The sequence below is a fragment of the Mesorhizobium sp. WSM4836 genome (assembly GCF_055811815.1).
On the sequence record NZ_JBVVQF010000001.1, the window covers coordinates 121,917 to 147,039 of the forward strand.

Sequence of the window (25,123 nt, forward strand, 5' to 3'; positions counted from 1 at the left end):
CTACAGATCGATCCGGTAGCGCAGGCTTTCCGCACCGCGATAGGGAGCATCCTCGAAGAAACGCCCGACGAGGCGGCCGCCATTGGCCAGAACGACCTTCTGCGACGGCACATTGTGTGGCTTGCAGGTGATTTCGACGAAGGGCAGGCCAACCGCCCTCGCCTCCTCCAGCATCAGCCGCAGCGCCTCGGTCGCATAGCCGCGTCCCCGTTTCCACGGCACCACCGCATAGCCGATGTGGCCAAGTACGTGCGACGGCAGCGCCGCGGTGCCGGGTTGCCAGCGCAAGCCGATCGAGCCCGCGACTTCCCCGTCCCAGATCCAGCGTCGGAATCCGGGCAGCCGCGGTACCGTCGAACCGTCCGGCAAGGCGATCGGCGGTCCATTGCCATCAGGATCGTCGAGATCGGCAAGGAAAGTCGCTGGATCCCTTTCGATAGCCGCAAGCTGCTCGCGCGTCGCGTCGAGCAGCCGCACATTGTCCGGCGACCAGCCGCGCTCGAGGGCCGCCTTGTAGGACGGTAGATGTTCAGGCGCCGGTTTGACGAGTTCAATCATGCGGTCAAATCAGCTGCCGCGCGAGGAAACGAAGGCCTGTGGCAATATCCCTACTGAAGCAGGCTCTTGACGATGCCGCTCGCCTTGGAGAAATCCATCTGGCCAGCGTATTTTTCCTTGAGCGCTGCCATCACCTTGCCCATGTCCTTGACGCCGCTGGCACCGGTCTCGGCAATGGCGGAACGGACGGCACTTTCCGTCTCGGCCTGCCCCAGCTGCGTCGGCAGGAAGTCGCGGATGATGGCCATCTCGTCGCGCTCCTGCGCTGCAAGCTCCGGCCGCTTGCCGTCATCGAACGCTTTTGCCGATTCCTCGCGCTGCTTCACCATCTTGGCCAGTATCTGCAGTATCTCGTCGTCGCTGGCCGGCTCCTTGCCGGCGCCGCGATTGGCGATGTCGCGGTCGTGAACGGCCGCCTGGATCAGCCGCAATGTCGGCAGCCGGCGCTTGTCCTGCGCCTTCATCGCGCTCTTCAGGGATTCGGCGATCTTGCCTCGCATGGTGCTTTCTCCTTCGAATGCGGCGGACAATAGCCGTGCCGAAAGCCCAAGGCAAACTCGATAACGTGCGGCAAACCGCTGATATTGTTCGACGAAATAAATCCGGGCTCGCACTGCCTGGCGTCATTGACCGCCTTGGCGCCTTCCCCTATGTACTGGGCCTTGCATGAATCGAATTCTAGTGCACGCCGCGCAAAAGCGCGTAGCGGTTTGGGGCAACGACATGCACAAGCGAAAAGTTGGCGCGCCGAGGCTGTGAGATCGCCGCTTCGCGCTTTTTGTTGCGCCGACTGACGGCGCAACCTTTAGGAGTGCCGCCATGGCAATGATGACCGCCGCATCGACCCCCCCTTGGGCCGCCGACAAGCCGACCGCCCTGCTGGTGCTGGCCGACGGCACCGTCATCGAGGGCCGCGGTCTGGGCGCTTCCGGCTCCGCCGTCGCCGAGGTCTGCTTCAACACTGCGTTGACCGGCTACCAGGAAATCCTCACCGACCCATCCTATGCCGGCCAGATCGTCACTTTCACCTTTCCGCATATCGGCAATATCGGCACCAATGACGAAGACATCGAGGACCTCAACCCGCTGGCCCGCGCCGGCGCCGTCGGCGCCGTGTTCAAGGCCGATGTCACCAACCCGTCGAGTTACCGCGCCGGAACCGGTCTCGACCAGTGGCTGAAGAAGCGCGGCATCGTCGCACTTTCAGGCATCGACACGCGGGCGCTGACCGCGCTGATCCGCGAAAAGGGCATGCCCAACGCCGTCATCGCGCACGCGCCCGACGGTATCTTCGCCATCGACGATCTGAAGCGCCGCGCCGCCGCATGGTCGGGGCTTATCGGGCTTGATCTCGCCAAGGAGGTCACCTCCGGCCAGTCCTCGGTCTGGCGCGAGACGCCCTGGGTCTGGAACGAGGGCTTTGGCGAACAGGCTGATCCGTCGATGCACGTCGTTGCCGTCGACTACGGCGTCAAGCGCAACATATTGCGCCTGCTGGCCGGCCTCGGCGCCAAGGTCACTGTGGTGCCGGCAAAAACCGGCGCCGAGGAGATCCTGGCGATGCTGCCCGACGGGATTTTTCTATCCAACGGCCCGGGCGATCCGGAAGCCACCGGCGACTACGCCGTTCCGGTCATCCAAGATCTGTTGAAGACCGATATCCCTCTGTTCGGCATCTGCCTCGGCCACCAGATGCTGGCGCTGGCGCTGGGCGGCAAGACCGCAAAAATGCATCAGGGCCACCACGGCGCCAATCATCCAGTCAAGGACCACACCACCGGCAAGGTCGAGATCGTCTCGATGAACCATGGCTTTGCCGTCGACGCCGACTCATTGCCGATGGGCGTCGAGGAAACCCATGTCTCGCTGTTCGATGGTTCGAATTGCGGCATCGCGCTCACGGGCAAGCCGGTCTTCTCGGTCCAGCATCATCCCGAAGCCTCGCCCGGCCCGCAGGATTCGCACTATCTGTTTCGCCGCTTCGTCAATCTCATCCGCGAAAAGCGCGGCGAGCCGGCACTGGCCGAGCGCGTTTAGCACATGCTAAAAACGGATTTGACTGACGGCGCCAGCCGGGCTCCCGGCGCCGATCAAGCCCCGTCCGTCACAGCTTCCTGCGCGTGCATGCGTTTGACTTTCTTCGGCGTCGGCTTGGCCACCCTGGTGACGAAGACGATGACGGCCAGCGTGAGGAAAATCGCGCCGAGCAGATACGGGGCACCGCCGAAAACCACGCGCGCGCTCGGCCCCGTGAACCAGGAAAAGATCGCCGTATAAAGCAGCGGTGTGATGATCGAGGTGATCGAGAAGATCGAGGTCATCGCGCCCTGGAGTTCGCCTTGGGCGGAAGGTGGCACCTTGGCGGCCGCCAGGCTTCTGAGCGGCGGGTCGGCCAATGCCTCGAGACATCCGATGGCGATCACTGCATAGATCATCCAGCCTTGTGACGCGAAGGCGTAGCCGAAGGCGCTGAGTGCGGTAAATGTCAGACCGATTACCGCCGTCTTCCACTCGCCAAGCTTGAGGATCACGCGCGGCAGGACTGTCGCCATGACGATCGCCCCGCACAGGCCGAAGGCGCCTAGCGAGAAGCCGATCTGTTGTTCGCTCCAGCCATAGCGATAACTGGAGACGAACGACCAGACCGCAGGATACATCATGTGCCCAAGCGTCATCAGAAAGAAGACAAGTCCGATCCAGCCGATACCTTCGTAGTTGCGCATCTGGACGAGCGTGCCGACCGGGTTCGCGCGTTTCCACTCGAAGCGGCGACGGTGCTTGTTATCAAGCGTTTCAGGCAACAGAAACAGCGCGATCAGAAAGTTTGCGAAAGCAAGCCCGGCCGCGAAATAGAACGGCACACGCGGCCCGAACGTGCCGAGCAACCCGCCCAGAACCGGCCCGATGACGAAGCCGACACCGAAAGCAATGCCGAGCAGCCCGAAATTCTTCGCACGATTTTCGTCGGTCGAGATATCGGCAATGAATGCCGATGTCGTGGAATAGCTGGCGCCGGAAACGCCGGCCAGCACGCGGCCGATGAACAGCATCGAATAGGACCAGGCGATAGCGCAGATCAGGTTGTCGATAGCGAACGTCAGCACCGAGGCAAGCAAGATCGGCCGCCGTCCGAACCGGTCGCTCAACCCGCCCATCACTGGTGCGAAAACGAACTGCATCGCCGCATAAACGAAGAACAGCCAGCCGCCCTCAATAGCCGCTTCGCTGATGCCGACGCCGGTCAATTCCCTGAGATAGGCCGGCAGCACCGGCATAATAATTCCGAAGCCGATGATGTCGAGCAGCAGGGTGGTAAAGACAAGCGCAAGGCCCCGCCTGGCGGTTTTGGGGTCTATCACGACGGTATCTCCTCGGGCCGCCCGAGCGAACGGGAACACACCTTATAGGCGAGCACATCGCCGGGAACAATGAGGGAACGGCCAGAGTGTTTTTGTCCTGACATCCCCTGACTGCGATCCAGTCTCTCGGATTACGAGAAAACCATCGGCTCAGATCGGGTTGTTGAACGTGTCGCAGTCCGAAAGCTTGCCGTTCTGGAAACCTCGCGCCAGCCAGGTCTGCCGCTGCTGCGAGGTGCCGTGATTGAAGCTTTCCGGCACGACGTAGCCCTGCATCTTCTTCTGCAGCGTGTCATCGCCGATCTGCTTGGCGGCGTTCAGTGCCTCCGCCATGTCGCCCTGTTCCAAAATGCCCTTCTGACCGGTGAAATGTGCCCAGATGCCGGCAAAGCAGTCGGCCTGCAACTCGACCTGCACCGACATCTGGTTGGCTTCGGCCTCGCTCATATTCTGCCGCATCTGGTTGAATTTGGGCAGGATGCCGGTCAGGTTCTGCACGTGATGGCCGACCTCATGCGCGATAACATAGGCCTGTGCGAAATCGCCCGAGGCGCCGAACTGCTGGTCGAGTTGCTGGAAGAAGGTGGTGTCGAGATAGACCTTGCGATCGTTGGGACAGTAGAACGGTCCGGCCGCCGACGAGGCAGAACCGCAGGCGGAGCGGATCTCGCCGCTGAACAGGACCAGTTTTGGATCCTGATAGGTCAGGCCCTCGGACTGAAAAATACCGGTCCAGGTGTCCTCGGTTTCGGCCAGCACCGTCGACACGAACTGCTTCATCTCGTCGGACGCCGGCGCACCGGTGCCGCCGCCCTGCCCGCCGCTATTGTCGGTGATCTGGCCGCCGCCACCGGGCTGCAAGCCGCTGTCATCGAGGATCTGACTCGGGTCGAAGCCGAAATACCAACCCGCCAGGATAATCAACCCTACGATGATGATGCCCGACATGCCGCCGCCGGCGCGACCGCCGATCGGAATGCGAAACTGCCCCGGCCCGCCGCCAAGCCCGCCGCTCTGGCCGCGCTCGTCCTCGACATTGTCACTTTGACGGCGGCCTCTCCAGAGCATGACAACTCCCCACGATGCACGTTTCCAGTCAACCCGCCGATGTCCTGGCCGGTTCCCACCAGCAAACAATTATCCCAACGGTTACGCCAAGTCACAGTGTTTTTCGTGCCAACAGGCAACACTTGCTGGCGCTTGTCTGCTGTGACTTGGAGGTCGCAAGGTCTAGCATCCAAGCCGCTTGTAGGGGCGATGGGCGCGACGAAATGCGCTGGCCCGTGCCTTTCAGCGGGCGGCGATTATTGCTTTGCGAAAAGCTTCGAGCGTCTCGGCGCTGACGTGGTGCTCGATGCCTTCGGCGTCGATGCGCGCCGTCTCGGCGCTGACGCCGAGCGAGCGCAGGAAGGCCTCTACGGTCTGGTGGCGAATGCGACTCTCTTCCGCAACCTTGCGGCCGGCATCGGTCAGGAACACGCCGCGATAGGGCTTTCGGGAGACCAGCCCGTCGGCGCACAGCCGCGTCAGCATTTTCGCCACCGTCGGCTGAGCGACGCCGAGCCGTGCCGCGATGTCGACCTGGCGCGCCTCGTTACCGTCCTCGATCAGGTCGGCGATGAGCTCGACATAATCCTCGACCAGCGCGCTGCGGCGCGCTTCGCGCGTCTGCCGGAAACCTTCCGAGTGGATTTCTGCATCAGGCAGAGGCTTTTCGCGAGGAACCGGTCTTTTCTTCAGCGCCAATACGCGCTCCTCCCGGCAGTTTGAATCGACATTGCAGTCATAACACGGAACCGTATTGGTTCTGGCCGTTTATTTCCATTCGGTGGCCGGCGCAACCGGCGTTCACCGCCGTTCCGGCCGCACCGTCAAGCGGCAACAACGAAAAAGCACGAACAATGAAATATAGCATATTGCATAATGTTCAGCCGTGGCATAGATAACGGAACAACGTCGATCGCTCCAGTGGAAAGCCATTTCATGTCGGAAGCCGAAGCCACCTCAGCCCCCCGGTCCATGTGGCGATTTGCCCGCCCGGAGGACGACGAACAGCCCAGCCTTCGCGAAGTCAACGCCACGATCGCGGTGCCGCATTCGGGGATCTGGTTTCGCCGGCTGTTCGCCTTTATGGGGCCGGGCTACATGGTTTCGGTCGGCTACATGGATCCGGGCAATTGGGCGACCGACCTCGCCGGCGGCGCCCAGTTCGGTTACACGCTGCTGTTCATCATCATGTTGTCGAACCTGATGGCGATCCTGCTGCAGGCGCTCGCCGCCCGGCTCGGCATCGCCACCGGCCGCGACCTTGCGCAGGCGTGCCGCGCCTATTACCCGCGGCCGGTCAATTTCATGCTTTGGGTCGCTTGCGAACTAGCCATCATCGCCTGCGACCTGGCCGAGGTCATTGGCACGGCGATCGCCTTGCAACTGCTGTTCGGGATTCCGCTGATCGGCGGCGCCATCATCACCGCGCTCGATGCCTTCCTGCTGCTATTGCTGATGAACAAGGGCTTCCGCTTCCTCGAGGCCTTCATCATAGCGCTTTTGATTATCATCTTCGGCTGCTTCGCCATTCAGATCTTTGCCGCCGCGCCCCCGGTCGGCTCTATCCTGCACGCCATGTTCGTGCCGTCGTCCGAGATCGTCACCAATCCGGCCATGCTCTACATCGCCATCGGCATCATCGGCGCCACGGTGATGCCGCACAATCTCTACCTGCACTCCTCGATCGTGCAGACCCGCGCCTATGAGCGCACCGATCGCGGCAAGCGCGACGCCATCAAATGGGCGACGACCGACTCGACTATCGCACTGATACTGGCGCTGTTCGTCAATGCCTCCATCCTGATCGTGTCGGCGGTGGCGTTCCACGGCACCGGTCATCATGACGTCGCCGAGATCGGCCAGGCCTTCGAGCTTCTGTCGCCGCTGCTCGGCCTCGGCATCGCTTCCATCCTGTTTGCGGTGGCGCTGCTTGCTTCTGGCATGAATTCGACGGTCACGGCGACGCTCGCCGGGCAGATCGTGATGGAAGGCTTCTTGCGGCTGCGCATCCCGCAATGGGCGCGCCGCCTGCTGACGCGCGGCATCGCCATCATCCCGGTGGTGGTGGTCACCGCGCTCTATGGCGAGAAGGGCACCGGCCAGTTGCTGGTCTTCAGCCAGGTGATCCTGTCGATGCAGCTTCCCTTCGCTGTCGTGCCGCTGGTGCAGTTCGTCTCGGACAAGCGCAAGATGGGTAATTTCGCCATTTCGCGCGCCGTCGCCGTGCTGGCCTGGGTGGTCGCCGGGATCATCCTGGTGCTCAACTTCAAGCTGCTCTACGATACGGTCGTCGGTCTGGGCTGAGCGTTTCTCTTCTCCAAACCGACGCAACAAGGTCGGCAGTCATCTCCCTTCCAGCCCTGGAAATTTGCCGACCGCTGTCGGACAAATGTCCGTTCGCCCGTCCTTGGCTCGAAGTCCGGCCATGACGGCACGGATCAGGGAAAGGGAGCTCCGATGAGGAAGATCATCGCCGCAACATTCGTCGGCCTCGATGGCGTCATGCAGGCGCCCGGCGGGCCGCAAGAGGACCCTGTCGGCGGCTTCAACTTCGGAGGCTGGACGTTTCACTACTGGGACGACGTGATGGGCGCCGCCATGGGCGAGACGTTTTCAAAACCGTTCGCGCTGCTTCTCGGCCGCAAGACTTACGACATCTTCGCCGCCCATTGGCCGTACCAGAAGAGCGGTCCAATCGCCGACAGCTTCAACGCCGTTACGAAATATGTGGCGACGCACAGGCCGGATACGCTGTCTTGGCAAAACAGCCAGCCGCTCGGCGGCGATGTCGTGGCGACGTTGCGCCGGATGAAGCAGGAGGACGGCCCGGACCTGCTCATCCAGGGATCGAGCGAGCTGATCCAGACCTTGCTCGCCAATGACCTGATCGACGAGATCAGCCTGCTGATTTTCCCGCTGGTGCTGGGCAAGGGCAAAAAACTGTTCGGCAGCGGCACCATCCCCGCCGCGTTCAAGCTGACCCGTTCGCAGGCATCGACCACCGGCGTCCTGATGGCGAGCTATGAACGCTCCGGCGAGATCAAGAGCGGGTCCTTTGCCACCGAGCAGCCGTCCGAAGCCGAGATCGAGCGGCGCAAGAACTGGAAGTAGATGCTGCGTGGCGATCAAGGACGGCTGAACACTGGCCGTCCTTTTTGCTATTTTTTAAGCCGCCTCTCGCCACCGTGCCAACCCGTCGCGGAGGTTGCCCGCGAATGCCAGTGCAGCCGGCGCGACGCCGTGCTTCGGCAAATGCAGATTGATCGAAAAATTCGGCAATGACGGCAGCTCCGGATCGTTGGCCAAAATGTCGAGGTCGGCAGGCACGGTCGACGCCAACCAGGTGGTGACCGCCAAGTCCGAACGCACCGTCGCTGTCGTCGCATCGATGCTGCCGTTTTCGAAGACGGTGCGCCATTCCAGCCCACGCTCGTTAAGCGCCTCCAGCACCACCGGGCGGAACGCGCAGGTCTCGGCGACCATCGAAACCGGCAAGGGGCGCTTGCGGCGGGCTGCGCCGCCTTTGGCGCCGACCCAGACCAGCCGATCGACTACAAGGCATTCGCCGGCCGACCGACCGATCGGCTCCTCGATCACCGCCAGCTCTATCGTGCCGGTCGTCAAGGCCGCAGCCAACTCCGGCGACGAAGCACAGACAAGCGAGATCTCGACCTGCGGATAGGCCTCGGCATAGGCCTTCAGCACCGGCGCAAGCAAGGTGCCGACAAGGTCGTACGGCACGCCGAGTCGCACCTGACCGGCAACCGCATCGCCCGCCATCTCCGCCAGGATCTCGTCATTGAGGGAAAGCAGGCGCTTGCCCTTGCCGAACAATCGCTCGCCGGAGCGGGTCAATCGCAATCCGCGCCGATCGCGGTCGAACAGGCTGCAGCCGAGAACCTCTTCCAAACGCTTGATCTGCTGGCTGACGGCACCCTGCGTCAAATGCAGCGCGTTGGCCGCCGCCGTCATGCTGGCCTTGTCGGCAACGGTGACGAAGGTTCGAACCAGGGCAGTATCGAGGTTGCGGAGCATTTGGCCATTATATTTGCTAATGCACGTCATAGCAAACATTGCATTTACTGATGAGCCAAACAGCCTACCGTGTAGGCTTCAAAGGAAGCAGCATGTTTGAAACCGTCCTTCCCCTCGTCGTATTCGCGCTGGTCTCAACCTCAACGCCTGGCATGGCCACGACCTTGTCGACGGCGTCCGGCGCGCAGTTCGGTTTTCGCCGCTCTATCCCGCTGATGGCCGGGAGTGCGGCCGGGCTGGCCACGGTGGCTGCGGCAGGGGCTGCCGGTCTCGCTGGTCTGCTGGCCGCCGTCCCTTCTTTGCAGGTGGCAATGAAAATGGCCGGTACCCTCTATCTGTTGTGGCTTGCCCTCAAGATCGGCCGCAGCGGTCCGCCCGATCTGGACGTGGCCATGGCAAAGCCGAACAGCTTTTTCGACGGCGCCGGCCTGCAATGGATGAACCCAAAGGGCTGGGCCATGGGGCTGGGAGCGGCGGCATCTTTTGCCGCGCTCGCCAACGGGCCGCTGCAGCTCGCCTTGCTGCTCGGCACAGTCTTCGGTCTTGCAGCGACCCTATCGCTGGCGGCGTGGTGCGTGGCGGGCACGCTGCTCGCCCGGTTGCTGCGAACCGAGCGGCAGTGGCGCATGCTCAACGCCGTACTTGGCCTGCTGCTCGCCGCCTCCATCATTCCGATGTGGCGGACAGCGTAAGACCAACTGTGGCGCGTAGCCCAGCAGCGCTTCGAGGAGATGTTTGGAAAAGAGCGGGCGGCAAGCCTGCGAGTGGCGCTGGACGAAATCGCCGCGCTGGATTTTGACGCACCGCCGGCCGCGACTTGAACTATCGGCGGCCGGCAGCCAAGCTTTGGTAACAGCCTTATTCGGCAGGCATCGCCACCGGACGCACTGCCAGGTGGCCCGCCAGCACCACGCCCAGACCAATGATCGGGAATGCCGCCGCGACCACGCCGAGGTCGGCCGGTGCGCCATAGCGCAGCACCGCGGCGCCGACCCCGGCACCCAGTGCGACGCCGAGATAGAGTGCCGAAGCGTTCAGCGACAGCACTATCGGCGCGGCATCGGGCGCCAGCTTGATGATGCGGCTGGCCTGCGCCGGTGGGAATGCCCAGCCGACGATGCCCCACGGCACCATCATCGCCATCAGCGACGGCCCGGCGATCTCGCGCGGCAGGAACATCGGAATCAGCGAAAACGTGACCAGCATGGCGGCACTCAGCGCCAGCGACCAGCAGACGGTGCGCGTCGCGCCGAAACGATCGGCGGCCTGCCCGCCGCCGATATTACCGATGACCGCGCCAACGCCGAAGGCGAGCAGCATTCCGGGAAGCGCGATCGGGCTTAGGCCGCCGCCTTCTATGGCGAGCGGTGCGACAAAGGCAAAGACGGTGAAGGCGCCGATCAGGGCCAGGATGGTCGTCACCAGGATAGGCATGACGCCGGGGCGAAGTGCCGCTGCCAGCCGCATCCGGAGCGGAAGCCTGGTGCCGACGATGCCGCGCGGCAGCCGGTACCACAGGATCGCCCCGGCGAGCGCGCCAAGGCCGGCAATGGCAAAGAAGGTGCCGCGCCAGCCGGCGACAGTCGCGACAAGCGCGCCAAGCGGCGCGCCGACCGCGACCGCCACGGTGGTGCCGCCGACCACCACGGCAATGGCGCGGGCGCGATGATGGTCGTCGACAAGCGCAACGGCCGTTCCCTGTGCGGTCGCCGCAAACAGGCCTGACGACAGCGCCATGACGATGCGCGCGATCAACAGCAATTCGAAGGAGGAGCTCAGCGCCGCGGCGACGTTGCCCAACACGAAGAACACCAGCGTCCATAGGATGACGCGGCGACGGTCCCATTCGCCGGTTAGCGTTGCCAGGATCGGCGTGCCGATGGCGTAGGCGAGCGCAAACGCGGTGATCAGCGTGCCGGCGAGCGGAACGGAGATGGCGGCATCCTTTGCAATATCGGGCAAAAGGCTGGAGATGACGAAACCTTCGGTCGAAATCGTGAACGATCCGAGCGCAAGCCAGATGAGGCGCTTATCCATGGCAATTTCCTTAGTTCAAAGGTTATTGAACAATTGGACATAATAGGGCATGATGTCAATAAAGCCGCCGCAAAATAGCCGAACCATACTGACAGCCCGGTGTCAGGACTGGGCGACGGGACGAAACTATGTGTCCATCGGCCACGAGAGGAGATGCGTTGAAATCGGCTCCGAATGCGCTTAATTCCTGGGCATGACCTTGCCCCATCCCACCGCCGACCAGATCAGCCTGCCGAACGTGCTTGCCGTGCTCGGCGATCCGACGCGGCTGGCCATCGTGCGCTATCTCGCGAGCAAGGAGGGCGTGCCGCTGAATTGCAGCCGGTTCCTCGACTTCGCCTCGAAGACCAATCTGAGCTACCATTTGGCCAAGCTGCGTGAGGCCGGCGTCACCCGGACCGAGGCGGTTGGCACCAGCCGGCTGATCACGCTGCGCCGTGACGATCTCGACCGCCGCTTCCCGGGCCTGCTCGACAGCGTCATTGCCGCGGCCGGCGACGATCCATCGTTGCCGGCAATCGGCGGCCACGAGATCGAAGTCCGCGCCTGAACGACCCGAAGCTGGGTTCCGCTCTCGCTCGCTTCGCGAGTCGAGCAAAGTAGCTTCACCCGCCCTCCCGACCATTCCAATTAACGGAGCCTCCCATGCGCATTGCTGTCCTCGCCGACATCCACGGCAATGTCCTGGCGCTCGACGCCGTGCTCGATGATCTGCGCCAGCGTGGCGGGGCCGACCTCATCGTCAATCTCGGCGATTGCGTTTCCGGCCCGCTCTGGCCGCGCGAGACTATGGAGCGGCTCGAAGCGCTCGACCTGCCGACGGTGCGCGGCAACCACGACCGTCGCGTTGCCCGCGACGCCGGCGACGAGACCATGTGGCCGTCCGACCGCTACGCGCACGAACGGCTGACGGCAGGCCAGCGCGAGGCGCTGTTTGCGCTGCCCGTCACGCTGGAGGTGGCGAACGGCATACTCGCCTTCCACGCCCGGCCCGACCACGACGAAAAATACCTGACCGACGCGATAGTCGACGGCCGGCTGGTCCGCGCGCCGCTGGCCGCCATCGAGCGGCGTCTCGGCGCGGTCGATCCCGCCTGCCGCATCATGCTTTGCGGCCACAGCCACCGCAGCGAGCTGATCCGCATTCCCGGCGGTCCGGTCATCTTCAACCCGGGCAGCATCGGCTGCCCGGCCTATCACGACGATACGACACCGGCGCATGTCTCCGAACAGGGTTCGCCGCACGCCCGCTACGGCATCATCGACTTGCATCCCGATCGTTTCGAAGCAATCGCCGTAGACTATGACCATGAGGCGGCGGCGCATCAGGCCGAACAGGCGGGACGGCCCGAATGGGCTCACGCGCTGCGCACCGGCTTCATGCCAGGGTGAATCGCGGTTACATCCGGCCGAACGGATGACCGCGCTGCAAGCGGCCGCGACTGGTCCAATCTTCAGTTGTCAGACGCCGATCGCTTCGATCGCTTGGCAGGACGTCGGGTGCTGGCCGCCGAAGTCTTGGGCGTCGAAGTCTTGGGCATCGAACTCTTGGGCGATGAAGCCTTTGGCCGTGACGGCTTTGGCGCCAGTTGCGTTGGGTTAAAGGTCTGTGCCGGAACTGATTCGGAACCGGCCCGAATGTCGGCGTCGCGCACCTGCTGGCCAAAGTTCAGGCCGGTCAGCTCTTCAATCTCGCCCACCGTCGAAAGGAACTCCGATACCCTGGCAATTTCAAGCGGGTCGTCGAATACCTCGGCGCCGAACGCTTCGGGCATCACTTCCAAGACCGGCTTCTGGTCCGCCAGCAGCGCGATGGCGTGCAGGCCAGCTTGATCGGACCACAGCGCGATCTTCCAGAACTTCAGCGGAACGTGGCTGTCGAAGCGGTAGGGAGGATCGTCCTCGCGGAACACTGGCCCGGCAAACACCGTGACACGGCCTCGCGTCGTATAGGCGTTGCGCAGCACATAGGTTTCCACCGCGCGCCATCTCAGTTTCCCCTTGGAGCCGGGATGGTCGAGCGAGCTTCCCTGATTGAAGAAGCCTACTTGCGGCGCAGCATTGGTATAAAAGAACGTGTCGCGTTCTGCCGCGACCGCCTCCTGATCCACCCCCCATGCAGGGTCGCCGCGAAGTGTAATATGGCCCTTCTGGAACATTCGAGCTATTCGTTCCTTGGATTTTGCGACGGGAAATCCAGGCACATTCTGGCTCGAATAGAATTCCTGGGTCATCTGCTCGCCAAGGTCGATGCGGCGATCGGGCCGGAAAGCATCGCTGGCTTCCGAACCGGAAATCGACTCCACCCCCAATTCGACAAGCGACGGGATGTCGATGACCGTCTTGTCCTCACGATTGACCGCCTTGGTGCGGGATCCATCGATATTGCAGGCAGTGACGAAGGCAAGCCGGCGATCGGCGTTCATCAAGATCGAAAAATGATGGTAGCGCAATTCGTGTGGGTCCTCGCCCGGTTTGGCAAGAAGGTTTTTGGCCAACCGGTAGGGTGAATCGGCAACCGTCGGCATCGGCAGGACAAAGCCCGGTATGAAGCCGGGCTCATACCCTCCACGATCGTCGAAATCCTCTGTTTTCCAACCTGCGGCCTCGGCGATGGCCACCTTCGCGGGTTCGCTTGCTGGACCTTTGCCGTCGTTTCGTCTCGCATCGCCTCCGTCGCGGTCAATCAACGGCGCCCGGACATTTATCTCGACGGGAAAAGTCCAGGTGACCGAGCCATCGGCGTTGTGTCTCGTCGCCGGCGGACTGCGATCCGGTTCCGGCCGCTGCACCGGCCTGTCCGGCACATCTTCGCGAATGTCGGCGTTCAGCCGAACTGTCTCGTCCATCATGCGCGGCGTGCCGGCCCAAATCGCCAGAGCTTGCGAAACCGCCGACGCCGAGGAGCCCGGCAGCCTGGACTTTCTAGCGCCGAGATCGTCAACGATGGCGCTGATCCGTATGCCTTCGTTGATCTCGCGCGTAAGCGCATAGCCACCTATGCCCGTCACCTCGTGGAACGGCCCGGCCCAATGATGCAGGGCAATAGGCTCCCATTCGTTGTTGAAGACCGGTGAACCGGACGAACCCTGTTCGGTGTCGGCGACATAGTGCAGCACTTGAACCGTTTCGTCGCGGGCCACCAGCCGGTTTTCACGCAGCACCAGTTCCTTGAAGCGGCCATCGGGGTGCTGAACGATGTTGGCGATTTCGCCAAGCATATGCTTGTCGCGCGCGTCCGACAGCGAGATAAAACCGAACTCCCCCAGTTCCTTTGGACCGGAGCTCCGCTCGCCGACCCCGATCAGCGTATAGTCCAGACCTTCTATGCTATCGGTCACGAAACAGGATTCAGGATCGAACAGGAACGTCGTCGGCGTACGCACGGCATTCGCACCGTCCTGCTCATAGTCGAACTGGACCTGGAAGCGCCGGGAATCCGCCGACGACGAAATCACATGGTTGTTTGTGAGGAACAGCCTTGGCCCGACCAGAAAACCCGATCCTTGTGGATTGCCGTTGAGAAAGGCAACGCGGCCAACCGCATCGGCCGCACGGCGCCCACGCTCCAGAAATGCGACCCCGATGAAATCGAGCGTTGGGCCGAGAATTGCCTCCGGTCCTGGCTGTTTAGCGGCGGCCTTTCTTTCCCCGGCAGACCTCATGTCGATTGCTGCCGATATCATCTCCGCTTCGGTGCGGCTGAGCGACGCCTTTACCTGCAACCTGTCGAGCCGCCTGGAGAGGGTCTGTTCGGCGGCCAGCGGATTGCCGTTGGCGATGTGACCAAGTGAAGCCTCAATTTCGGCGCGCGTTTTCTTGATACGCTGGCGAACTATGTTTTCCACTTGCGCAAATATTTCAAGGTCGACCATCTTGCCCTCCTCAACCTTACTTAGGAGAGTACATATCTACATGAAATGCGCAATATTTTGCCGGCTGTAGTTTACGGAAGTGGCCTGGTCGCGATTCAACAGGCGGCGCCTTTTCGGGCTTACACAGCGGTGTCTCGTCGCCTATAAAAACCGGCTGGCGGGCGATGGCGCTTTCGTGCCTGGCCGCGCCTTCGGCAATCGAACCTACCGCCCATGGCAGATGACTAGGCGCACAGTAACACTCCCGACGACGCTGCTTGCGGTGATTGCCGCTCCGCTGATGCTGGCGCAGCTGTCGGCCAACGGCCAGGAGCCGGAGCCCATCATCTCGATTGTGACGGGTCTCGCTCCGGATGACCTCCTGAATGTGCGCGCCACGGCATCGGCCATGGGCAAGATCGCGGCACGGCTGCCGAGTGGTTCGAGCGTGAAGAATCTCGGCTGCGGCGACGTCAACGGCTACAAGTGGTGCAATGTCCAAGACATTGACGACCCGAAGCTGAGTGGATGGGCTCCGGCGCGCTATCTCGACCCCATCAATCCCCGGCAAGTGACACCGCCGGCAGCGGCCAATACGGAGAGCCCTGCGCCTCAACCGCTGCCCGATCTGACAACCCGCCTGGGCGCAACGGGTCCCGAAAAGACGCTGAACTCCGCTGATGCGATCGGCAGGGCGGCGATCGAGGATGCTTACCGCCTGGCGCTGACCGGTCCCTCGACTGGACAGGTCGATGGATCGGCGCCTGCGGCTGCGGACTCCATCCGGAATTTCGGCGCGGCCAGCGCGGCGCCTCCGCCCGACGCACAGACCGTTGCGCGGCTGCAGCCGCCGGGGACACCGGTCCCCGGTGCCGGCAACGTCATTCCCTGCGCGCGCTATCTCGGCCAGCCGATGACCAGCTGCAAGGCAGGCGTCGTGCGCTCCGGCGACAAGATCGACGTGACCGTGACCTGGCCCGACGGCGGCACGCGCATCATCAGCTTCAAGGCCGGCAAGCCGGCCGGTGCGGACGCACCCGGCGAATTCCGCTTCACCCGTGAGGGCAGCCTCAACATCATCCGCGTCGGCGTGTCCGAACGCTTCGAGATCACGGATCAGTTGGCTGGGTTAGGGGAATAAGGCAGTAGGGCAATATGTTTAAAGGGCGCTCGAACCTCTGCCCTACTGCCTACTGCCCTACTGCCTCATTTTCGGGGTTACATCCGGCAAAACTCTTCCCTATAAGGCCCTCCTAGCCTGATACCAGAATCGCGAGCACAACCGGCCGGGTCATCCCGTCCGGCTTTTTGTGCAAGCCGCCCGCCGAACGGACCCTCGACATGCCAAGACGCACCGACATCAAGTCGATCCTGATCATCGGGGCCGGCCCCATCGTCATCGGTCAGGCCTGCGAGTTCGACTATTCCGGCACCCAGGCCTGCAAGGCGCTCAAAGAGGAAGGTTTTCGCGTCATCCTGGTCAATTCCAACCCGGCCACCATTATGACCGACCCGGAACTGGCCGACGCCACCTATATCGAGCCGATCACGCCGGAAGTTGTCGCCAAGATCATCGCCAAGGAGCGGCCCGATGCGCTGCTGCCGACCATGGGCGGCCAGACTGCGCTCAACACCGCTTTGTCGCTGCGCCGCATGGGCGTGCTCGACCGCTATCAGGTCGAGATGATCGGCGCCGACGCGCACGCCATCGACAAGGCCGAGGACCGCGCGCTGTTTCGCGAGGCGATGAACAAGATCGGCCTGGAAACGCCGAAGTCAATGTTGGCCAACGCCACCGACGTCAAGAATGCCGACCGCAAGACACACGAGGCCGAGCGCGCCGCGCTGAAGGCCGAAAAGCCCGAAAATCTCGATGCCGCGCTCGATGCGCTGGAGACCAGCTGGAACCTCGGTGAAGGCGACCGCAAGCAGCGCTACATCAGCCATGCCATGGCGATCGCAGCACAAGCGCTCGACCATGTCGGCCTACCCGCCATCATCCGCCCCTCCTTCACCATGGGCGGCACCGGCGGCGGCATCGCCTATAACCGCGCCGAATTCTTCGAGATCGTCCAGTCCGGCCTCGACGCCTCGCCGACCACCGAAGTGCTGATCGAGGAGAGCGTGCTCGGCTGGAAGGAGTATGAGATGGAGGTTGTCCGCGACAAGGCCGACAACTGCATCATCGTCTGCTCGATCGAGAACATCGACCCGATGGGCGTGCACACCGGCGATAGCATTACCGTCGCCCCTGCCCTGACGCTGACCGACAAAGAGTACCAGATGATGCGCAACGCCTCGATCGCGGTGCTGCGCGAGATCGGCGTCGAGACCGGCGGCTCCAACGTGCAGTTCGCCGTCAACCCGGCGGACGGCCGCCTGGTGGTCATCGAGATGAACCCGCGCGTCTCGCGCTCGTCGGCGCTTGCCTCCAAGGCGACCGGTTTTCCCATAGCCAAGATCGCCGCCAAGCTCGCCGTCGGCTACACGCTGGACGAGTTGGAGAACGACATCACCGGCGGCGCGACGCCGGCCTCGTTCGAGCCGAGCATCGACTATGTCGTGACCAAGATTCCGCGCTTTGCCTTCGAGAAATTCCCCGGCGCCGAGCCGGTGCTGACCACCTCGATGAAATCGGTCGGCGAGGTCATGGCCATCGGCCGCACTTTCCAGGAATCGCTGCAGAAGGCACTGCGCGGGCTGGAAACCGGGCTGACCGGTTTGGACGAGATCGAGATCCCCGGCATCGGCCACGGGAACGCGCCGGCCAGCCATGTCGATGACCGCAACGCTATCCGCGCCGCGCTCGGCACACCGACGCCGGACCGGCTGCGCATGGTGGCGCAGGCGATCCGCATGGGCACCTCGCTGGAAGACGTGCACGCAATGTGCAAGATCGACCCATGGTTCCTCGAACAGATCGCCGGCATTCTCGCCATGGAGGATCGCATCCGCGAGCACGGCATCCCGCAGGACGCCGCCAATCTACGCATGCTGAAGGCGATGGGTTTTTCCGACGCCCGCCTCGCGTCCCTAGTCAAGAAGGACGTGGAAGAGATCCAGAAGATTCGCGACAAGCTCGACGTTCATCCGGTTTACAAGCGCATCGACACTTGTGCCGCCGAATTCGCCTCGCCCACTGCCTACATGTATTCGACCTATGAGGTGCCCTTTGCCGGCGCGCTGGCCAACGAGGCGCAGGTGTCTTCGCGCAAAAAAGTCGTCATCCTCGGCGGCGGCCCCAACCGCATCGGCCAGGGCATCGAGTTCGACTATTGCTGCTGCCACGCCGCCTTTGCGCTGCGCGACGCCGGCTTCGAGGCGATCATGGTCAACTGCAACCCCGAAACCGTCTCGACCGACTACGACACTTCCGACCGGCTCTATTTCGAGCCGCTGACGCCGGAGGACGTGCTGGAAATCCTGCGCGCCGAGCAGGCCTCGGGCGAGCTGGTCGGCGTCATCGTCCAGTTCGGCGGCCAGACGCCGCTGAAGCTCGCCGATGCACTGGAGAAGGCCGGCATCCCGATCCTCGGCACTTCGCCCGATATGATCGATCTGGCCGAGGACCGCGACCGCTTCCAGAAGCTCTTGCACAAGCTCGGCCTCAGCCAGCCGAAGAATGGCATCGCCTATTCGGTCGAGCAGGCCCGCCTCGTCGCCGGCGAGCTTGGCTTCCCGCTGGTCGTGCGCCCGTCCTATGTGCTCGGCGGCCGCGCCATGCAGATCATCCACGACGAGAGCATGCTGCAATCCTATTTGCTCGACACCGTGCCCGGCCTGGTGCCGGAGGACATCAAGCAGAAATACCCCAACGACAAGACCGGCCAGATCAACACGCTGCTCGGCAAGAACCCGCTGCTGTTCGACACCTATCTCTCAGGCGCCATCGAGGTCGATGTCGACTGTCTCTGCGACGGCAGGTCGACCTACGTCTCCGGCATATTGGAACACATCGAGGAGGCCGGCATCCATTCCGGCGATAGTGCCTGCTCGCTGCCGGTGCACTCGCTGCCCTCGGAGCTCGTCGACGAGCTCGAGCGCCAGACGGCGGCCCTTGCCCGCGCGCTCAATGTCGGCGGCCTGATGAACGTGCAATATGCGATCAAGGATGGCACCGTCTATGTGCTGGAGGTCAACCCGCGCGCGTCGCGCACCGTGCCCTTCGTCGCCAAGACCATCGGCCGGCCGATCGCGAAAATCGCCGCCCGCATCATGGCCGGCGAGAGTCTGGAACACGCCTTCGCCCATTACGGGGCCATGCCCGACCCGCGCAATCCCGGCCACATCGCCGTCAAGGAAGCCGTCTTCCCCTTCGCCCGCTTCCCCGGTGTGGACATCTTGCTCGGCCCGGAAATGCGCTCGACCGGCGAGGTCATGGGCCTCGACCGCGACTTCGCGCTGGCCTTCGCCAAGAGCCAGCTCGGGGCGGGTGTTGATCTCCCCCGCGCCGGCACTCTGTTCGTCTCGGTCCGCGACGAGGACAAGAAAGGCATATTGCCGGCGGTCAAGCGCCTCGCCGGCCAGGGTTTCAAGGTGCTCGCCACGTCTGGCACCGCGCGCTTCCTCGCCGAAAACGGCGTCGCCGCGGAGAAAATAAACAAGGTGCTGGAAGGCCGCCCGCACATCGAAGACGCCATCCGCAACCGCCAGGTACAGATCGTCTTCAACACTACGGACGGCCAGAAAGCGGTGTCCGACTCCAAGTCGCTGCGCCGGGCGACGCTGATGCAGAAGGTGCCGTATTACACGACGCTCTCGGGCGCGGCTGCAGTGGCGGAGGCTATTGCGGCGCTGAAGGCGGGGAGCCTCGAGGTCAGGCCGCTGCAGGAGTATTTTGCGTAAGGCAATTAGCCAATCTCCCTCCTTGTGGGGGAGATGGCCGGCAGGCCAGAGGGGGGGCGCTGTCCCGCCAGCGCTTCGATTCCTACAGCACTGGTTCTTTCGCGCTCATCCGCCTGAGGGCGCTCCCTACCTGCCCGAGATCTGTCCCAAAACGGCTAACATTGCCGCCGCTCGCCTCAGTTGAGAAACCCAATAAACCGTCCGGCGAAAAGCACGGATGTCCACAGCACCAGCGAAAGCACAGCCAGGATAGCAACGGTTCCGCCGGCCGGTTCGTCATCGCCTTTTGCGCGGCGCATGAAGACGAGGAAGTTGGCGCCGGCGAGGAGGATCAGCGTCATCTTGGCGAGAAAGATCGGCATGGCCGCATACTCGCTCGCCCTGACTGAAAAGAGCAGCGAGCCCGTGACAAGTGCTCCGCCAAACGCGCTCAATGCGGTGCGGCGCAGCAGCGCGACGAACGCCGCCTGCGGCAGCGAGCGGAAGGCGCCCAGGATCCTGAGGTCCATCAGCCAGACGCTGGTCAGCAACGCGCCGATCGACACGATGTGCAGCGCATTGAGGATGGGGTAGGCGACGAAGGACGCCTTCAGTCCCCGCACCAAAGCGAGTTGCTCGATGCCGGCGAAGAACCCGTCCATTCAGGCCGGCGGCACGCGGTCGGGATAGACGTCTTGCCGCCGACGATGATGCGGACTGCTTTCATGCGCTTTTCGCTCTCATCGCGCGAGCGAAGGTAGGCCACGGCGCGGCAGCGTCAAATCACATGAGGGCGTTTTGGGTCGCTGCGCTCCACAGCCATGGTAACGGCATGGATCCTAGGGTCTGCGCTCCGCTTCGCGTTCGCTCCGCCCTAGGATGACGAAGCGAGGGGAGGTTTCCAGCCAATCTCCAACGTCCGCGATTGGCCTTATGCCACTGTACCTTCGTCATCCTAGGGCGGAGCAGGAGCGAAGCGACGTCGCGGAGACCTAGGATCCATGCCGTTACGTTCGCGCGTCGCAGCCTCTGCTGAACATCGCCGCACTTACCGAGGCGCCTGCCCGACCCCTCACCCCGCCCAGTCCACCTCAACCATCCCCAGCCGCTGATAAAGCCGCACCGCAGCAGCATTCTCGACCGTATTGGTCTTGAGATCGACATGCGCAGCACCCCTCGCATGAAACACCGCAAACGCATGCCGCATCAGCGCTTCGGCTATGCCCTTGCCGCGCGCCTCGGGATGGACGGCAAGATCCTTGACGAAAGCCCGCGTCCAGCAGAGCGCCGCACCCGCCAACCGGCCCTTGCCGTCGATGACCAGGAAACACAAAGCTGGGTCGAATTCCGCGTCGCCCGAAATGCGCGGCCACCATTCGTCGAACGGCCCATCGGCGCCGTCATCGAACACGGCGGTTAACAGCGCATGCAAAGCGAGCGCATCGGCGGCTTCGAAGCCGCGCATGAAAAACCCTTCTGGCCAGCGCGCAGCGAGAAGCGTGTCGTCGAGGATCTTGCGCAGGCGGATGTCGTTTGGCGCCGGCGGACGCGGCTCAGGCATCGGGCTGCATGCGGCGGCGCAGGCTGTCGCTGCCGAGGCCGGTTTCGCCCAGCATCCCCCTGCGTTTGGCGTCGTAATAATAGCCGCTCTGGTAGAGCCGGTCGGCGCGCTTGGGGTTGCCGCCCGAGACCAGCCAGGCGCCGCGCAGATATTTTACCGCATATTTCAGATTGGTCTCGGCGTCGAACAGGCCGCTTGCCGGCCCGTCATAGCCCATGCCGCGTGCCGTCGCGTGCTTGATCTGCATCAGCCCCCAATGGCCGCGATTATAGGCCTTCGGGTTGAAGGTGCTCTCGCGGTTGACGACGCTGCGCACCAGATCGACCGGCACCTGGTAAAGCGCGGAATATTTCTCGATCAGCCGCTCGATCTCGCTGCGGCCGCCGGCATTCGACTGGCCCTCGGTGGGTTCGGTCGCGGCCAGAGCGGCCGGGTTCTGCGGCACCGTGTAAGCGACCGGCTGGACGCCGGGCATGGCTGCGGTCTGTTCGGTGACCGGCATGGCGACAGCGGCCGTTGCGATGGCTGGCTGGGCATTGGCGGTCATGACGGCGGGGGTAGTTGCCGCAAGCGGCGTCGGCCCGGCAAAGGCGGCGGCCGGCTCGACCGGCAGCGTCGCCGTCTGGGCGAGGCCGGACGGTTCCGGCAGCACCGAAACCGTGTCGGGCAGCGCCAGCGTGAAGCCGGCATCGGTATTGGCCGCATTTTCAGTGAAGGCCGGCGCCGGGGTCGCCGGCGAAGTCGAGGTGCAACCGCTGAGAGCGGCCACGGCCAACACCGCCGCTAGGACGGGAAAGAGGAATTTTGCTGGCAAGCGGCGCTCGGGTCCGGTTCGTCGGGTGTTAAGAAGTCCTTACACCAGCATCTTTCCCCCTGCAATCCGCGGTAGACGGTGGTTTTCGGGTGGCGAGCCGGGCCGGGAAATGCGATATTGTTCTGGATTTGTACTTCGAAGGATTCCGGAAAGGAGCACGCCATGGACGCCTCTCTTGCCACCGCCGGCCACGCGGTCTTCGAAACCGTGCTCGGCTTCATGGGCATCGCCTGGAGTGATGCCGGGCTGACCCGGCTCTGCCTGCCGCAGCGCAATCGCGAAGCGGTGGAGCGCCGGCTGCTGCGCCATGCCGCCGCCGACCAGGCAGCGAAGCCCGAGCCGCAATGGGTTGCCGAGCTGATCGCCTCGATCAAGGCCTATGCCGCCGGCGAGGACGTCGATTTCTCCACCGTGCCGGTCGATCTCAGCGGCGTCGACGAGTTCCGCCTGGCGATCTATGACGCGGCGCGAAAACTCGCCTTCGGCGAAACCACCACCTATGGCGAACTGGCCAAACGCGCCGGCCATGCCGGGCTGGCGCGTGAGACGGGCGCCGCACTCGGCGCCAACCCGGTGCCGCTGGTCATCCCTTGCCATCGCATCCTTGCCGCCGGCGGCAAGATCGGCGGCTTTTCCGCACCCGGCGGCTCGGCCACCAAGGAAAAGATGCTGGCCATGGAAGGCGTGCGCGTCGGCCCGCCGCCGCCCGCGCAGGTGTCATTCGGGTTCTAGGGTTATCGATGTTGAGGTGAGGCCGACATCCCGGCACGTCGTCTCAACCCCTAATCCGGAAGCAGGCGCCGGCGGAAGCGGCGGTCGATCTCCACCCGCTTGCATTTGTAGACGGTGCAGGAATTCGTATCGGCGCTCGGCACTGAGGCCCGCGCCCTGACCTCGCCGATGTCGCAGAATTGCTGGCTCTGCACGTAGCGGTCGTAGAGCCCCAGGCCCGGCACGCGCGCCGATCGGTAGCGCAGGATGACCGCACCCTCGCGCGCGATCGTCGCCTGCACCTTGCCGCAGCTCATGCGGGTCGGATCGTAACGCGAGACCGCCTGCGCCTCGGCGGCCACCAGCGTCAGGCAAGCGGCAAGCAGAACGATTTTCATGGCCCCTCTCCCCAAAACCCGATCGCGCCCCAAGCCGGCGCGATCCTCCCACGTCAGGCGCGCAACGACGACGCTCTCACGCGATTGGGCGGCGGTTGGGCAGCGTTACCGCGGCGCCATTTTCCGCCCCGTCTTGTTTTTCGCACGAAAGCATATTATATGCGGTCCATTGATATTTCGGCCGATCGATCCGGGCCTCGCGATATTCGCGTTTGCTGACGTTCTATCTCCAAAATCTCGATACAAACCGGCTGGGTTTCGGTCCAGTCAAACTAAAGCAAACGTAAAGGACTATCGAAATGGCAACAGGTACGGTCAAGTGGTTTAATTCCACCAAGGGTTTCGGCTTCATTCAGCCTGACAGCGGCGGCGCGGACGTTTTCGTCCACATCTCCGCAGTCGAGCGTGCTGGACTGTCGACCCTGGTCGAAGGCCAGAAGATCAACTTCGAGATCGAGCAGGACCGCCGCACTGGCAAGTCGTCCGCTGGATCTCTGAGCAAGGCAGCCTGATTTTGCCCGGCGCGCGCCGGGCGATAGCCCGGGGCGCGCGGCAAGTCACGGATGTACTGACAGTCGCGCGAGAAGCGCGCCGGAGCGACAGACCCCGACAAGCCGAAGCAGCAGATTGCTGCCGGCCCGGCCAAAACGCTCCCGATCAGGCTACCAAGCATGGGAAGGCGGGATTTTGTCCCGCCTTTTTGCTGTCTGGATTCCAGTGAACCGCCGCCTTGGGCCTATGCTCCCACTTTGGTGTTTTTGGCCCAATGTGGTACTATTAATTCATGAGCAAGCTTGAACAGATTGAGAAATCCGTTGCCGAACTAAGCCCCGAAGAGCTGAGGGCGTTTGCCGCATGGTTCGAGGCGCTGCAGGCCAACATGTGGGACCGTCAGTTCGAAGCCGACGTCAAGGCCGACAGGCTGGACAAGCTTGCCGAGTAGGCCTTGGCTGATCATCGCGCCGGCCGGACCCGGCCTCTGTGAATCATTTTGCCACTCCCTCGTTTTGGGAGGCCTACGCAAAACTGCCCTCGTTAATCAGAGCAAAGGCGAACAGACGTTTCGCCAAACTGAATTCCGAGCCGGTCTGGTTCTGGATAGGCACCCATTCCGAATATGATCGCCTGCTGAAATAGCCGCACGACCACTCACGCCACCAGCCGAAGGCCGCAAGCCCGACCTCCGGAGCGAGCCGCGAAGCGGCGACCAGCGTGACTAAGGCAGCCACTCCAGCGGCACATGCCCCGGGTCGGCCTCGACCCGTTGCAGCCAGGCCGCGACCGCCGGATAGGCGTCGAGCTGAAAGCCGCCCATCTCGGCCGTATGCGTATAGGCATAGAGCGCGATGTCGGCGACGCTGAGCGCATTGCCGGCGAAGAAGCTGCTCCCGGCCAGGTGCTTGTCCATGACGCCGAGCGCCTTGTTGCCGCGCTCCAGCGTCAGCGCCAGCCGCTCGGGCGTCGCATCCCTGGCTCTTTCAGGGAACGTCAACAGCGCCTTGCGCACGGCGATGTAAGGCTCATGGCTGTATTGCTCGAAGAACAGCCACTGATAGGCCAGCGCGCGTTCATACCTGTCGGTCGGCAGGAACCGTGTGCCTTCGGCGAGGTAAAGCAGGATGGCATTGGATTCGGCCAGCCGGCGGCCGTCGTCGAGTTCGAGCAGCGGCACCATGGCGTTCGGGTTTTTGGCGACATAGTCGGGCTTGCGCGTGTCGCCGGTGTGCGAGCTGACCTCGACATTGGTGAAAGCGATGCCGAGCTTGGCCATCAACAGGCGCGGCTTGTAGCAATTGCCGCTGTCGATCATTCCATAGAGTTTCATTGACGCTCCCCTCGCTCGCAACCACCCGTCTCAGGGCTTGATCCAGCCTCTATCGCGGCAGCGGCGACTTCATCCAGTGATTTGTTTTGGCGTAACCATC

General features: G+C 63.3%; 25 protein-coding genes. 11 read left to right on the plus strand and 14 right to left on the minus strand.

The window, feature by feature from the left end; all coding sequences use genetic code 11:
• A complete protein-coding gene (locus tag AC0L2P_RS00645) occupies positions 1-558 on the minus strand; it encodes a GNAT family N-acetyltransferase (protein ID WP_473499203.1) in 558 nt (185 codons plus the stop codon).
• A gap of 50 nt (positions 559-608) precedes the next feature.
• Positions 609-1,058, minus strand: a complete 450-nt coding sequence (locus AC0L2P_RS00650; RefSeq protein WP_473499205.1) for a GatB/YqeY domain-containing protein — start codon at positions 1,056-1,058, stop codon at positions 609-611.
• Between the two features lie 319 nt (positions 1,059-1,377).
• Between AC0L2P_RS00650 and carA the strand changes: the two genes are divergently transcribed.
• Complete coding sequence (gene carA / locus AC0L2P_RS00655) at positions 1,378-2,595, plus strand: glutamine-hydrolyzing carbamoyl-phosphate synthase small subunit (protein WP_473499207.1); 1,218 nt, start codon at positions 1,378-1,380, stop codon at positions 2,593-2,595.
• 53 nt (positions 2,596-2,648) lie between these two features.
• Here carA and AC0L2P_RS00660 read toward each other — a convergent pair whose 3' ends face one another.
• From AC0L2P_RS00660 to mntR, 3 genes are all read right to left on the minus strand, one after another.
• A complete protein-coding gene (locus AC0L2P_RS00660; protein WP_473499208.1) occupies positions 2,649-3,917 on the minus strand; it encodes a TCR/Tet family MFS transporter in 1,269 nt (422 codons plus the stop codon).
• 150 nt (positions 3,918-4,067) lie between these two features.
• Positions 4,068-4,985, minus strand: a complete 918-nt coding sequence (ypfJ, locus tag AC0L2P_RS00665; protein ID WP_473499210.1) for a KPN_02809 family neutral zinc metallopeptidase — start codon at positions 4,983-4,985, stop codon at positions 4,068-4,070.
• A 222-nt stretch (positions 4,986-5,207) separates the two neighbouring features.
• Complete coding sequence (mntR, locus tag AC0L2P_RS00670) at positions 5,208-5,663, minus strand: manganese-binding transcriptional regulator MntR (protein WP_023678308.1); 456 nt, start codon at positions 5,661-5,663, stop codon at positions 5,208-5,210.
• Between the two features lie 237 nt (positions 5,664-5,900).
• Between mntR and AC0L2P_RS00675 the strand changes: the two genes are divergently transcribed.
• Entirely contained in the window at positions 5,901-7,268 is a 1,368-nt protein-coding gene (locus AC0L2P_RS00675; protein WP_473499212.1) for an Nramp family divalent metal transporter, read from the plus strand.
• A gap of 153 nt (positions 7,269-7,421) precedes the next feature.
• Positions 7,422-8,075 (plus strand): dihydrofolate reductase family protein, encoded by a 654-nt coding sequence (locus AC0L2P_RS00680; RefSeq protein WP_473499214.1) that lies wholly within the window; start codon positions 7,422-7,424, stop codon positions 8,073-8,075.
• A 54-nt stretch (positions 8,076-8,129) separates the two neighbouring features.
• Here the strand turns inward: AC0L2P_RS00680 and AC0L2P_RS00685 are convergent, their stop codons facing one another.
• Positions 8,130-8,999 carry a LysR family transcriptional regulator gene (locus AC0L2P_RS00685; protein ID WP_473499216.1) on the minus strand — a complete coding sequence of 290 codons (870 nt, stop codon included), beginning with the start codon at positions 8,997-8,999 and terminating at the stop codon, positions 8,130-8,132.
• A gap of 92 nt (positions 9,000-9,091) precedes the next feature.
• On the opposite strand from AC0L2P_RS00685, the gene AC0L2P_RS00690 reads away from it, so the two are divergent.
• The gene (locus AC0L2P_RS00690) at positions 9,092-9,691 is read left to right on the plus strand and encodes a LysE family translocator (RefSeq protein ID WP_473499637.1); all 600 of its coding nucleotides are present in this window, start codon (positions 9,092-9,094) and stop codon (positions 9,689-9,691) included.
• 166 nt (positions 9,692-9,857) lie between these two features.
• On the opposite strand, the gene AC0L2P_RS00695 is transcribed toward AC0L2P_RS00690, so the two are convergent.
• Entirely contained in the window at positions 9,858-11,036 is a 1,179-nt protein-coding gene (locus AC0L2P_RS00695; protein ID WP_473499218.1) for an MFS transporter, read from the minus strand.
• A 193-nt stretch (positions 11,037-11,229) separates the two neighbouring features.
• Here AC0L2P_RS00695 and AC0L2P_RS00700 point away from each other — a divergent pair, with 193 nt between their 5' ends.
• A complete protein-coding gene (locus AC0L2P_RS00700; RefSeq protein WP_473499220.1) occupies positions 11,230-11,586 on the plus strand; it encodes an ArsR/SmtB family transcription factor in 357 nt (118 codons plus the stop codon).
• A gap of 95 nt (positions 11,587-11,681) precedes the next feature.
• Positions 11,682-12,428 carry a metallophosphoesterase family protein gene (locus tag AC0L2P_RS00705; RefSeq protein WP_473499222.1) on the plus strand — a complete coding sequence of 249 codons (747 nt, stop codon included), beginning with the start codon at positions 11,682-11,684 and terminating at the stop codon, positions 12,426-12,428.
• 62 nt (positions 12,429-12,490) lie between these two features.
• On the opposite strand, the gene AC0L2P_RS00710 is transcribed toward AC0L2P_RS00705, so the two are convergent.
• Positions 12,491-14,911, minus strand: a complete 2,421-nt coding sequence (locus AC0L2P_RS00710) for a DNA/RNA non-specific endonuclease (RefSeq protein ID WP_473499223.1) — start codon at positions 14,909-14,911, stop codon at positions 12,491-12,493.
• 280 nt (positions 14,912-15,191) lie between these two features.
• On the opposite strand from AC0L2P_RS00710, the gene AC0L2P_RS00715 reads away from it, so the two are divergent.
• Positions 15,192-16,031 carry an SH3 domain-containing protein gene (locus tag AC0L2P_RS00715; protein ID WP_473499225.1) on the plus strand — a complete coding sequence of 280 codons (840 nt, stop codon included), beginning with the start codon at positions 15,192-15,194 and terminating at the stop codon, positions 16,029-16,031.
• A 200-nt stretch (positions 16,032-16,231) separates the two neighbouring features.
• Positions 16,232-19,735 carry a carbamoyl-phosphate synthase large subunit gene (carB, locus tag AC0L2P_RS00720; protein ID WP_473499227.1) on the plus strand — a complete coding sequence of 1,168 codons (3,504 nt, stop codon included), beginning with the start codon at positions 16,232-16,234 and terminating at the stop codon, positions 19,733-19,735.
• Positions 19,736-19,911: 176 nt separating this feature from the next.
• Here the strand turns inward: carB and AC0L2P_RS00725 are convergent, their stop codons facing one another.
• From AC0L2P_RS00725 to AC0L2P_RS00735, 3 genes are all read right to left on the minus strand, one after another.
• Positions 19,912-20,376, minus strand: coding sequence for a DUF6644 family protein (locus AC0L2P_RS00725; protein WP_473499229.1), 465 nt, complete (start codon positions 20,374-20,376; stop codon positions 19,912-19,914).
• A 410-nt stretch (positions 20,377-20,786) separates the two neighbouring features.
• Positions 20,787-21,275 (minus strand): GNAT family N-acetyltransferase, encoded by a 489-nt coding sequence (locus tag AC0L2P_RS00730; protein ID WP_473499231.1) that lies wholly within the window; start codon positions 21,273-21,275, stop codon positions 20,787-20,789.
• Entirely contained in the window at positions 21,268-22,044 is a 777-nt protein-coding gene (locus tag AC0L2P_RS00735) for a transglycosylase SLT domain-containing protein (protein WP_473499233.1), read from the minus strand. Before AC0L2P_RS00735 ends, AC0L2P_RS00730 begins: the two co-directional genes overlap by 8 nt.
• Before the next feature lie 207 nt (positions 22,045-22,251).
• Between AC0L2P_RS00735 and AC0L2P_RS00740 the strand changes: the two genes are divergently transcribed.
• The gene (locus AC0L2P_RS00740) at positions 22,252-22,821 is read left to right on the plus strand and encodes a methylated-DNA--[protein]-cysteine S-methyltransferase (RefSeq protein WP_473499235.1); all 570 of its coding nucleotides are present in this window, start codon (positions 22,252-22,254) and stop codon (positions 22,819-22,821) included.
• Between the two features lie 50 nt (positions 22,822-22,871).
• Here AC0L2P_RS00740 and AC0L2P_RS00745 read toward each other — a convergent pair whose 3' ends face one another.
• On the minus strand, positions 22,872-23,198 hold the full coding sequence (locus tag AC0L2P_RS00745; RefSeq protein ID WP_473499237.1) for a hypothetical protein: 327 nt from the start codon (positions 23,196-23,198) through the stop codon (positions 22,872-22,874).
• A 299-nt stretch (positions 23,199-23,497) separates the two neighbouring features.
• On the opposite strand from AC0L2P_RS00745, the gene AC0L2P_RS00750 reads away from it, so the two are divergent.
• Positions 23,498-23,710, plus strand: coding sequence for a cold-shock protein (locus AC0L2P_RS00750; protein ID WP_023678332.1), 213 nt, complete (start codon positions 23,498-23,500; stop codon positions 23,708-23,710).
• Between the two features lie 272 nt (positions 23,711-23,982).
• Positions 23,983-24,141, plus strand: coding sequence for a hypothetical protein (locus AC0L2P_RS00755; RefSeq protein ID WP_473499239.1), 159 nt, complete (start codon positions 23,983-23,985; stop codon positions 24,139-24,141).
• Between the two features lie 73 nt (positions 24,142-24,214).
• On the opposite strand, the gene AC0L2P_RS00760 is transcribed toward AC0L2P_RS00755, so the two are convergent.
• The gene (locus AC0L2P_RS00760) at positions 24,215-24,427 is read right to left on the minus strand and encodes a hypothetical protein (protein ID WP_473499652.1); all 213 of its coding nucleotides are present in this window, start codon (positions 24,425-24,427) and stop codon (positions 24,215-24,217) included.
• Entirely contained in the window at positions 24,415-25,023 is a 609-nt protein-coding gene (locus AC0L2P_RS00765; protein WP_473499241.1) for a glutathione S-transferase family protein, read from the minus strand. The genes AC0L2P_RS00760 and AC0L2P_RS00765 overlap by 13 nt, the downstream gene beginning before the upstream one ends.
• Positions 25,024-25,123 lie beyond the last annotated feature (100 nt).